Source organism: Wolbachia pipientis, from assembly GCF_023661085.1.
In the GTDB taxonomy this organism is placed as follows: domain Bacteria; phylum Pseudomonadota; class Alphaproteobacteria; order Rickettsiales; family Anaplasmataceae; genus Wolbachia.
Genome location: NZ_JAHDJT010000039.1, coordinates 1 through 10418 on the forward strand (window position 1 = coordinate 1; position 10418 = coordinate 10418).

Below are 10418 nucleotides of genomic sequence, written 5' to 3' on the forward strand. Positions count from 1 at the left end.
TCTAAATTTGCTCACAATCTCTTAACTTGACGCGTATGGTTCGTACAGCTGTGTGTATGATGCTTGTATGATTAAGAGAAAACAGGAATCTAGACTGTAACTTTCGATTTAACCCAGTGATACAATTTACTTATTTTACCATCCTGTCCGAGCATTCCGGGACTATTTTTATAAAAAGTATCAACTATTAGTTTTATAGAACCTATGGCAGCAGAAAATACAGGATTTTTATCGTATTCGCCATCAAGACCACTACACGACTTAGGACACCCAATACGGACTTGCTTATTGAATATATAGCTTGCAATCTCTTTCATGCTTGTGAGCTGACTGGTTCCGCCTGTGATGACTACTTTATTAATCGTGTCTTTTTGCTCCCGAAATTGCTCTTTTACTAGTTCAAGTATTTCTTCGATTCTCGGTCTTATAATGTCAACAAGTTCAGACTTGAGCACTTGGGTTGGTTCATCACTTTCATTATTTTGCACTGTGATATACTCGTTTTCATCTATTGAAGTCACGATAGTATTACCATATAGTATTTTTATGCGCTCTGCATGTTCTATGCTTGTACATAGTCCATAAGCAATATCTCGAGTGATATGAATGCCACCAATTGGAATGCTGTCTGCATATATAAGTTTCCCTCTTTTAAAAATTCCAATTGCAGTGCACCCACCTCCTATGTCAACAATGGCAGTTCCGAGTTCTTTCTCATCTTCACTTAGGCAAGCAAGACCTGCAGAATATGAAGAGGCAATACAGCCGGCCATACTTAGCCCACTGTTATTGGTTACGCAGTTTTCAATATTGGTAAGCGCCGGACGAGAAGCAGTAACAACATTAACGTCAGCAGACAATCTTTTTCCATACAATCCACTAACTTCCTTTATGTCGGTCATGTCATCTAAGTGATATTTTAGCGGTGTATTATGAATGATAACATTTTCCTCAATATATTTCTCAAACGTTTGGAAGACTACACGTTTTATGTCCCGGTCAGAGATTTCATGATTAGCTGCAATAATTTCATTGTGCACGTTGAAAGATGAAATTCCACACCCGGCAATATTAATATATATCTGATCTATAGTCTCCTCCGACACTTGCTCAGCCAGATCTATAGTTGATGAAATAGAGTAATTTGCATGCTTTACGTCGATTATTGATCCACCATTTATACCTTCTGCAATCTTATAACCTGTTCCTGTTATTTTATAACTGAAATTGCCACTGACTTTGACGATTAGACAGATAATCTTTGTTGTACCTATGTCTAAAACAGCAAAAACGCTTCTTTTTGGCTTTACTATTACTGCAGAGTACATCAGTTGACCTTATGACACAATTCCATTCAAATTGTAGCTTTCTTTAATAGTTTATATTCTATTATAAAAATACAGCAACATTTTAATATACCCCAAACACTGGACAAAAGAAAAAATAAAACATAGAATTATAATTTTATGTCTAAATTACCAATTGTAATTGCCCCTGATGAAAGGTTAACTACACGTGCCAGTGAAGTAACAGCTATAAACGATGAAATTAAAGAATTAGTAAACGACATGTTCGAAACTATGTACGATGCAGATGGTCTTGGCCTTGCTGCAGTGCAAGTTGAGGTACTAAAAAGAATTTTTGTTATGGATGTTCAGCTAGAGGACGTTGAAGGCGGGCCAGCAGGATATGAATCGAATGGCAAATTTTGCATGATTAATCCTGAAATTACGGAATTATCTGATGAACAAACAATTCTCAAGGAAGGATGTCTTTCAGTTCCAGAACAAAGTCACGAAATTAAGCGTCCAAAGTATTTAACTGCAAAATATAGAGACTTAAATAATGAGGAACGGATGCTAAAAGCCAGTGGTTGGCTTGCAAGATGTATTCAGCATGAGCTAGATCACTTAAATGGTATATTATATATTAGACATTTGTCTAAATTGAAGTATGATATGGCCATAAAAAAAGCACAAAAGATCAAGAGGCACTATGAGCGATGAGGATTTAGAATTATTAAAATTTTACCATGAAGTGGGTGTTGATTGCACGCTAACAGAAGGTGAGGAAGAAAAAAAAGTGGAAAATAAGGAGGATAGCAAAGCTGTGCAGCCTCCTGTTACCCAAGTAGCCAACACTGGGAAAGATGCAGATTCCAGCGTCACGCGCTGGAATGACACTAAAGGTGGAAAAGAACAACAAACTATGTTTCCAAGTGACTGGATAATTGAAGCAAGGAAACTTGCAAGTAAATGCAGTAGTGTGGATGAGCTAAGAAGTGCAGTTGTATCATTTGAAGGTTGTGAAATAAAAAAAACTGCAACCAATACTGTTTTTTCCGATGGTAATCCAAATGCGAAGATTATGCTCGTTGGTGAAGCTCCAGGAGGAAATGAAGACCTGCAAGGCATACCATTTTGCGGTGCAAGCGGGATGTTGCTTGATAAAATGCTCGGTGCAATTAATCTTGATCGCACCAAAGTTTACATAAGCAATACCGTATTTTGGCGTCCACCTGGTAACAGAAAACCAACTGACCTAGAACTTGATATGTGCAGGCCATTCGTCGAAAAACATATTGCACTAGTTTCACCGCAGATTTTAATTCTGGTCGGGGGAATCGCATGTTATAGCCTACTTGATAACACAAAAACTATATCAACCCTGCGTGGCAGGTTTCATACGTATACTAACCAATATTTGTCTCATTCAATTACCACAGCTGCTATATTTCACCCAGCTTACCTACTTCGCCAGCCGGCACAAAAACGTTTAGCTTGGGAAGATTTGAAGAAGATTAGAGACTATCTCCAGTAACTGCACAATAAAGTGGTGAAACAATAGACATACTGTAATTACAGTATGTCTACCAACAATTCGTCGTTCCGCTACGTGTTAGCGGATGAGATCAACTATTTGCCTTTAAAAATTTTTTGTTTGTAATTTGTGCCCGTTCAACGGAGTGGTAAAATTAGGTAAACAAGATGCTCTAAGAGATTGTCCGGAAACTAGTAAAAGGCTATAATATCTAAAATTTTAGTACGTGGTAAAGATGAGAAAAAAGTATCCAATAGACCTAAGCGAAAGGGAATGGACGAGAATAGAAAAACACTTCAGAGTATCATACAAGATGGGTTGTAGAAAGGACTTTCGCTTGGGTTAATAAGAATAGGAGGCTATCGAAGAAGACTCACAACATCCACTGAGAATTTCATATACCTAGCTACAACTAGGGTTGTGTTAAAGAGGGAATATGCTTGAATTTACCAGTTTCCGGACAGCCTCTAAGCAGCAGGATGACGAAAATTCATTTTTTTCATATTTAATATTGGATTTAATTAGATTAACTTATGTTCTAAAGAAAACAGGTCATCTTTAGTGCCACAAAAAATTCATTTATTGACTTGTTTACTTTTCTCAAAAAAGCAAAAAAGTACCCACCTTTTTGAGAAAAATAGCGAAAAATTAACGGATTATGGAAAGAAAACAGGAATTTTTAGGCAAATAATCAGACAAAAAAGACGTACGTGTAGGTGTCCGAAACAGGCTAGTGTGGCGGGTTTTGTGTTGTGGTAAATTACTATAGAGAGAAGTTCGTATAGTGATCCCGGCGCGAATCGAACGCGCGACCCACTGATTAAAAGTCAGTTGCTCTACCGGCTGAGCTACGGGATCATTTCATTTTTCAGTTATATTAAACAGTAATATAGCTTTTATCCGTTTTAATCAAACTAAAATTTTCATATGTAGTTAAATAAATTATACATCCTATAGGCTATTCCCATATTGATATCGCAGAAGTCAGAACAGAAGAAGGAAAGCTGTATTTGTTTGTTGCAATAGATGGAACATCCAAATTGTTGAGCTGCATAAAAGTGCTGCAAAATCCATAGCTGCTAAGTTTTTACGTAAGAATTTTACCGTACAAAATCCACGCTATTTTGACAGATAACAGCATACAATTTACCAACCAAAAGCGCCATAAGAACGCTTTTCAACACATATTTGATAGGGTTTGTGAAGAAAATAACATTGAACACCGTCTAACAAGAGTTAGCCATCCTTAGACGAATGGGTAAGTTGAGCAACAGTAAATTGCTATTTTTAAATTCGATTAGACTTGATTAAAACCGCGATTTTCAATAATTTACCTAGACTTTAATCCAGGATTCTGGTTAGTATAACTGTGCGCCCATACAGATTAAAAGTACTTATTCACATATTCATTAATTCAAGCAGAAATTGCTGTAATAGTTGTTTGATATAAAATCCTATTTTCATGACAAACGGATTTTTGTTGCCTATATACTCGGGCAAAGTGTTGCAAAATTACACAAACAAAAAAATTTTTAAAAACATAGTTGATATCTCTGGAACCATACATCTTATGAATATTCCACTTCTAAACTTTTCAGCAATAAAGGACTACTTTATTTTCTTAATCACTTGCCTTTCTCTTGCAATTGCAAGGCTTTCCTTTGGTACATCTTCCACTATAACACTACCTGCTGCAATTACAGAGTCGTCGTGGACATTAAGCGGCGCAATCAACGAACTGTTGGCACCAATAAAGCAATTGCTTCCAATATTTGTTTTGTGTTTCTTTTTTCCATCGTAATTACACACAACAGTGCCTGCACCTATGTTACTTCCCGGGCCTACTTTAGTATTTCCTATATAACTTAAGTGCTTTATTTTAGTATTCATGCCTATATCACTTGCCTTTGCTTCAGCAAAGTTTCCCATGATTGCACTGTCACCAATTGTTGTGCTCTCACACTTGGCAAACGGACCGATTCTAGCATTAGACCCCACTTTTACTCCAGGGCCGAAAAAAACGTATGGGTAAACAATCGAATCCATACCAATTTGTGTATCAAGAGAGAAGAAAACAGTCTCTGGAGCTACAAGCGTTACCCCGGAGTTGGTAAAAAATCTTCTTTTACTTTCTTGGAAGTAAAACTCAGCTTTTGCAAGGTCATTTCTGTTATTTATTCCAATTGCTTCTTCTTCGTCAGTAATAACGTAACCAACATTTAAATTGCTCTTTGCGGCAATGGAGACTATATCAGTTAAATAATACTCTTGTGTCAACTTATTACACTCTATTTTCCCCACCAATTCACGTAAGTTCTTTGCATATGCAACCATTATCCCAGCATTAGCAAGAAATTCCTCATCATTATCTTCACCATTTTGTGCTTCTACGATTTCTCTTAGGGAACCATCTTCAATAATTAACCTACCGTACTCTTTATTGCTTGCCCTAAAACCTAGGCAAATTAGTGCCTTGCCTTCTAAAGAGCTAACCATTTTAGTTATTGTGCTGCTTTTTATGAGTGGAGTGTCTCCATATTGTACAACAACTATGCTCGAATCTGGCAATTTTGTCAGGCTTCTCATCACAGTTTTAACTGCATCTCCTGTCCCAAGCGTTGACTTTTGTGTAATCAATTGTATATCCTCAAAGCACTGCAATTGCTCAATTAAAGACAAATCAACTACAACAGCTATATTTTCAGGGCTTAGCTGTTTTGCATTGTAAATAACATGCTCAAGCATAGAGAAATTGCCTATTTTATGCAGGACTTTAGGTAAGCCCGAATTCATTCGTTTGCCATGCCCGGCAGCAAGTATAAGAAATGTGTAAGCTTTATTTGTCACTTATCTTAAAGATGAAAAGTGAAAACCATAGTGGTTGAGCCAACTGACCTTGTTATCATAAAAGTTCCTTAGGTCACCAATTTGATATTTCAGCATTGCAAGTCTTTCTATGCCAATGCCAAACGCAAAGCCATTGTATTTAGCATGGTCTATTCCAACATTTTGAAAGACATTTGGATGCACCATACCGCATCCAAGTACTTCTATCCATTTACTACCCCCATAACTTATATTCACTTCTGCAGAAGGCTCAGTAAAAGGGAAGAAACTATTACGAAAACGTATCTTTAATCCCTTATCTCCAAAAAACTTATTGAGGAAATGATGAATGGTAAACTTTAACTGGCCCATATTGATATTCTCATTGACGTATAACCCCTCTACCTGGTGAAACATAGGAGTGTGAGTTGCATCAAAATCATTTCTGTATACCCTACCGGCAGCCACTATCTTAATTGGGAAAGTTTTTGCCTTTTCCATGGTTCTAATCTGCACAGATGAGGTATGAGTGCGCAACACCATTCTTTTGTCGTTTATTTTGTTCTTTAAGTAGAAGGTATCTTGCTCCTCCCGTGCAGGATGATGATTTGGGGTATTTAGCGCATCAAACACATGAAACTCATCTTCAATGTCAGGACCATCGACTGCTTTGAAACCCATATGTGCAAAAATGAGTTTTACCTCACTTATAACCTTACTCAACGGATGAATCCTGCCAATTTTTTCTGGCCTAACGGGCAATGTGATATCAACAGCCTCGTTTTGTAGTTTAAAGTTAATTTCTTCGGCTTTTAATATGGTTTCCTTGTTTGTTATAAGCTGGTCCAGCTTATTGCGTAAAACGTTAATAACTGCGCCCAAATCACGTTTTTTTTCTGCGTCTTCTATCTTTTTTAAGTCATCAAAATAAATTTTAATTACACCTTTTTTTCCCAAATATGATAGCCTGACTTTTTCCAAATCTTGCAAAGAAGAAGCACCCTCAATTTCAGAAACTGCTTTATCCTCAAGCGAAGGTATTTCATTCAATAGCTCTTTATTCATCTCAGAAATGCTAGCTTAAACTTTTATTATAGTAAAATCTTCAATATCATCAACAATCTGAAAAATTGTCCTGTTTTGATTATTAATTTGTTGACTAATTATACTTTTTATTTAATTTTATATTAAGAAATTAATAAACGAGAATATGCACAACGGTGACATTGGAACTGAGAAGGAGTATAAAATAGAGGATTTACCTAGGTTCTTTAAGAAGAGGTCTAATACCAACATTCGTTATTGGGAAGACAAATGGGATATGCTATAAACTTGCTTAACTTCCCAATTATAGACAAAAAGAGCTCTTTTTCATTTGTTCCATTACCAGTGAAACTTGGTATAAGGACATAAGTAAAGCATTTTCTAATGAATCGGTGGAGGTCAGCACCATTCGCTCGAAAAGTACTAAAAACGATGTGCAAGAATTCTCGTTTAAGCTAAAACTGTTGAAAGCAACAGGTAAAGACACCTCTAATATGAGACCGCTTCAAATAAAACCTTTAATTGATTTTTTTAAAACCTGCCTTTTTCAGGAGAAAAATTTCACAGTCAACATAGAAGTATCGAAAGAAAGTGAGGAATTACATAACAGCCATGGCGAAGTTAATAATTTTAACACTGTAGAAGAATTTATAAGTAATGCTCCTCTTCAAATCCTCCTGGAAGGAATCACAATTAAACTGCAAGCAAATATCAAGGACATTGACTTAGGTAATTTGCACAAGATTAAGTTATTCCTAAATAAGAAGCTAAAATGCGCGGAAGAGACCAAAGGTGAGAAACAAAGTCAGGATACGCCACAAGCAGAAAAAACTAAAAGCGGAGAAGAACGAAATATAGTTCAAGAAGAGAACATACAAGATAAACAGATCGTACCAATGAGCATACGCGTCAAGTTAAGGAAATGCTGCCAAATATAGCAACATTTAAAGAGGATGTCTTATTTGTTTCATTTATTTTTTAGGAAATTCTTACCTAAAATAAGATAAATTATTAACTTAACTACTTAATATTTAAATAGTTTTTTATATCATCTTCTTCCCTCCTTATGTCACTTTTCCTTAACTTGACGCGTATGGTACCAATGAGGGGCTCGTTTGGCTGCAATGTAACGAATAGCAGGAAGCAAGTTACACGTGCACCAGTAGTTGTTGCTGCAATGTACGACAATTTTACTTGGTTTAAGTCTTTTCGCCTACTCAACCTTTTTAGTACAGTGCAATTCTTCTTTCAACAGCCGCCAAAGCTGTCACGAAAACAGAGGGCTTTAGCTTACCAACTACCCAAAGAGATAGAGCCAAACGAGGTAATACAAAAAAATGAAGGAGAAACAGATGAAACTGCAAAGCTCTCCGATATAGGTCAAACCAAGTCGCATACAGATTATTTCAAGGCTAATAGAAGAAAGAAATCAAAAAAACAAGCTAAAGCACTGTCAGAAGAGGAAAAACAATTAGCCGTAAGACAAGCACAAAATGATGCCAGAGTAGCTGTGATAGATAATCAAGCTGAGCACAAGGGGAAAAACTCGATAAAATATTTGTAGAAGTGATGAATGGATACAAAAATCATGATCCAGAAACATTTCACAATATTTTCAACTCGGTGTTCAATATTGTTTATTTCCAAGATAAACAACTACATGAAGTATTAGAGCCAGGTGAAGTATTAGAAGTGTTACAGATACTCAAAAGGCCACAACCTTCTAATAACTCACTTTTAGGTAAAGAATATTTACAAAGGCAAGTGTATAGAAAAAAAGAGCAATTACTCAAATTAGTTTCAGGTATTCCCATACAACCTTCTCCACAGCCTGAAAACGTTTCTCACGAAAGTGGAAATCCTTTACCAAATAAAACCACAAGCCCTTCACCAGTAACAAGTACAACTCCACCAGCTACTAATACTGCTTTCAAACCGCTGTTAAAAATCGTGTTTTCTTCGAAAGAGACTTATTTTTGTCTATTGTTGATAGCATCCTCTATATCAACGCTCTGCCTGTGGCATTTGCCGCTAGGAAAAGTGTCAATTTTAAAGGGAGTAGTACCACTAGAGAAAAGAGAAAGTATTGGGATGGTATTGAACATAGGCTTACCAATACTAGCCACATTATGTGTTCTGAGTTTGGCTTATTTTATATATTCTAAATATTCGGTAGAATCTATTGAGCAGGCAGGTAAAAACAAGTCTCTTGCCCCCGCTTAATGGATAGCTATTTTAAAAGATTTTTTGTGATAACATTATTTATTTTACTGTATGTTTAAGGGAATTATTACAGATATTGGAACTATAATTGACACCAAGGCTTGCTCTAACTCCGATCAAATCTTCCATATCAAGGCACAAAATTTATCTTTCATAGGTACAGGAGATTCAATAGCTTGCTCTGGTGTGTGTTTAACTGTTGTTGACATAATTAACGATGTATTCACAGTTCAAGTGTCTCAAGAAACCGTGAAGGTTACTAACCTAAATAATTGGAAAGTAGGAAAGAAAATAAACCTAGAACAAGCAATGAGACTGAGTGATAGAATCGATGGCCACCTAGTCCAGGGTCATGTAGATAAGACAGTGCAAATTCTTGCGATCAAGCAAAATTTGGATTCTCATGAAATCAAGCTGTCGTGCTCACAAGAGTTAATTAAATTTGTTGCAAAAAAGGGATCTGTGACGCTAGATGGAGTTTCTCTCGCAGTAAATTCAGTTACCAGCCAAGAATTTATTGTTAATATTATTCCCTACACATGGCAAAACACAACTTTTCAGTATAACAAAGTGGATGATTATCTAAATTTAGAAGTCGACATGATCGCTAGATATTTAGACCAGTTGATGCAGCATAGATACAATTAATTTTACAATTTCGTTGTTTGCAATTATTATATCTTGAAAACTATATAATATGTAGTATGCTTTTCGATTGTCTAATTATTTTCATTATTATTGTATGCGTAATAATCTCGGTAACTAGAGGCTTTATAAAAGAATTATGCGCGTTAATGTTTTTGTTTTTGTCGGTTTTTCTGACAGCTAATCATTATGATTTCTTCGCTATAAACTATAGCAAATACTTTGATTCTAAAGCTACGCAAAACATACTTTCTACAATTTCTGTATTTATTATACTCAACCTTATATTTATGATAGTAAACAACTGGCTGATGTACATATTGTCACCCATAAGATTGGGGTTAATCGATAGGGTTACCGGAATCCTTGTCGGAGCGCTCAGAGGAATATTGCTTTCTTATGTACTATTCTTTGCCGTGCACTTATATTGCTACACGGCACATGACAAAAAAGAGGAGCAGTCTAAAATAGAAGCTGAAGACATATTGCCTAATTGGATAATAAATTCGCACTCTTACCAGGCTTTATTTTCAACAGTAGAAGATATAGTTGATGTGTATATACCGGAGTCGTTGATACTAAAAATAAAAGAGATTGGCGAAGGAATGGTTGACCAAGAAAAGCCTGAAGGTGACAAAAAAGAAGAGTAATACTCATGCTTATAAGGCACAACTGTACGAACATTGCAATTAGCAGATAATTTGCGGGTGTCATCCCAGCATTTCCGTAATCATCAAAAACGTCGTATTTTATCATAAAACAGCTACTTTTATACTTACCTACTTGATAAAATTCCTAGATTCCAGCGTCAAGCGCTGGAATGACATCTTCCTATCCAGTTCATGAATTGCAACCAGCTA

The 10418-nt window shown here is 36.0% G+C and carries 8 protein-coding genes, 1 tRNA gene and 3 pseudogenes; 8 read left to right on the forward strand and 4 right to left on the reverse strand.

The window, feature by feature from the left end:
- Positions 1 to 89 precede the first annotated feature (89 nt).
- On the reverse strand, positions 90 to 1328 hold the full coding sequence (ftsA, locus tag DM84_RS02445) for a cell division protein FtsA (RefSeq protein ID WP_250778168.1): 1239 nt from the start codon (positions 1326 to 1328) through the stop codon (positions 90 to 92).
- Between the two features lie 138 nt (positions 1329 to 1466).
- On the opposite strand from ftsA, the gene def reads away from it, so the two are divergent.
- From def to DM84_RS02460, 3 genes and pseudogenes are all read left to right on the forward strand, one after another.
- Positions 1467 to 2006 (forward strand): peptide deformylase, encoded by a 540-nt coding sequence (gene def, locus DM84_RS02450; protein WP_250778169.1) that lies wholly within the window; start codon positions 1467 to 1469, stop codon positions 2004 to 2006.
- On the forward strand, positions 1996 to 2820 hold the full coding sequence (locus DM84_RS02455; RefSeq protein ID WP_250778170.1) for a uracil-DNA glycosylase: 825 nt from the start codon (positions 1996 to 1998) through the stop codon (positions 2818 to 2820). Before def ends, DM84_RS02455 begins: the two co-directional genes overlap by 11 nt.
- A gap of 311 nt (positions 2821 to 3131) precedes the next feature.
- Positions 3132 to 3264: pseudogene (locus DM84_RS02460) on the forward strand (IS5-like element ISWpi1 family transposase); the annotation flags it as partial.
- Between the two features lie 341 nt (positions 3265 to 3605).
- Here DM84_RS02460 and DM84_RS02465 read toward each other — a convergent pair.
- Positions 3606 to 3678: transfer RNA gene (locus DM84_RS02465), tRNA-Lys, on the reverse strand.
- 89 nt (positions 3679 to 3767) lie between these two features.
- On the opposite strand from DM84_RS02465, the pseudogene DM84_RS02470 reads away from it, so the two are divergent.
- Positions 3768 to 4067: pseudogene (locus DM84_RS02470) on the forward strand (DDE-type integrase/transposase/recombinase); the annotation flags it as partial.
- Between the two features lie 361 nt (positions 4068 to 4428).
- On the opposite strand, the gene DM84_RS06135 reads toward DM84_RS02470, so the two are convergent.
- Positions 4429 to 5667, reverse strand: a complete 1239-nt coding sequence (locus DM84_RS06135; RefSeq protein ID WP_250778171.1) for an NTP transferase domain-containing protein — start codon at positions 5665 to 5667, stop codon at positions 4429 to 4431.
- Positions 5668 to 6711 (reverse strand): phenylalanine--tRNA ligase subunit alpha, encoded by a 1044-nt coding sequence (gene pheS, locus DM84_RS02480; RefSeq protein WP_250778172.1) that lies wholly within the window; start codon positions 6709 to 6711, stop codon positions 5668 to 5670. It lies immediately after the preceding gene.
- A gap of 371 nt (positions 6712 to 7082) precedes the next feature.
- On the opposite strand from pheS, the gene DM84_RS02485 reads away from it, so the two are divergent.
- The 4 genes and pseudogenes from DM84_RS02485 (at position 7083) to DM84_RS02500 (ending at position 10208) form a co-directional block, all read left to right on the forward strand.
- Positions 7083 to 7628 (forward strand): hypothetical protein, encoded by a 546-nt coding sequence (locus DM84_RS02485; RefSeq protein ID WP_250778173.1) that lies wholly within the window; start codon positions 7083 to 7085, stop codon positions 7626 to 7628.
- Between the two features lie 164 nt (positions 7629 to 7792).
- Positions 7793 to 8913: pseudogene (locus DM84_RS06195) on the forward strand (hypothetical protein); the annotation flags it as partial.
- Positions 8914 to 8964: 51 nt separating this feature from the next.
- Complete coding sequence (locus DM84_RS02495; protein ID WP_250778174.1) at positions 8965 to 9561, forward strand: riboflavin synthase; 597 nt, start codon at positions 8965 to 8967, stop codon at positions 9559 to 9561.
- A 56-nt stretch (positions 9562 to 9617) separates the two neighbouring features.
- Entirely contained in the window at positions 9618 to 10208 is a 591-nt protein-coding gene (locus DM84_RS02500; RefSeq protein WP_250778175.1) for a CvpA family protein, read from the forward strand.
- Positions 10209 to 10418 lie beyond the last annotated feature (210 nt).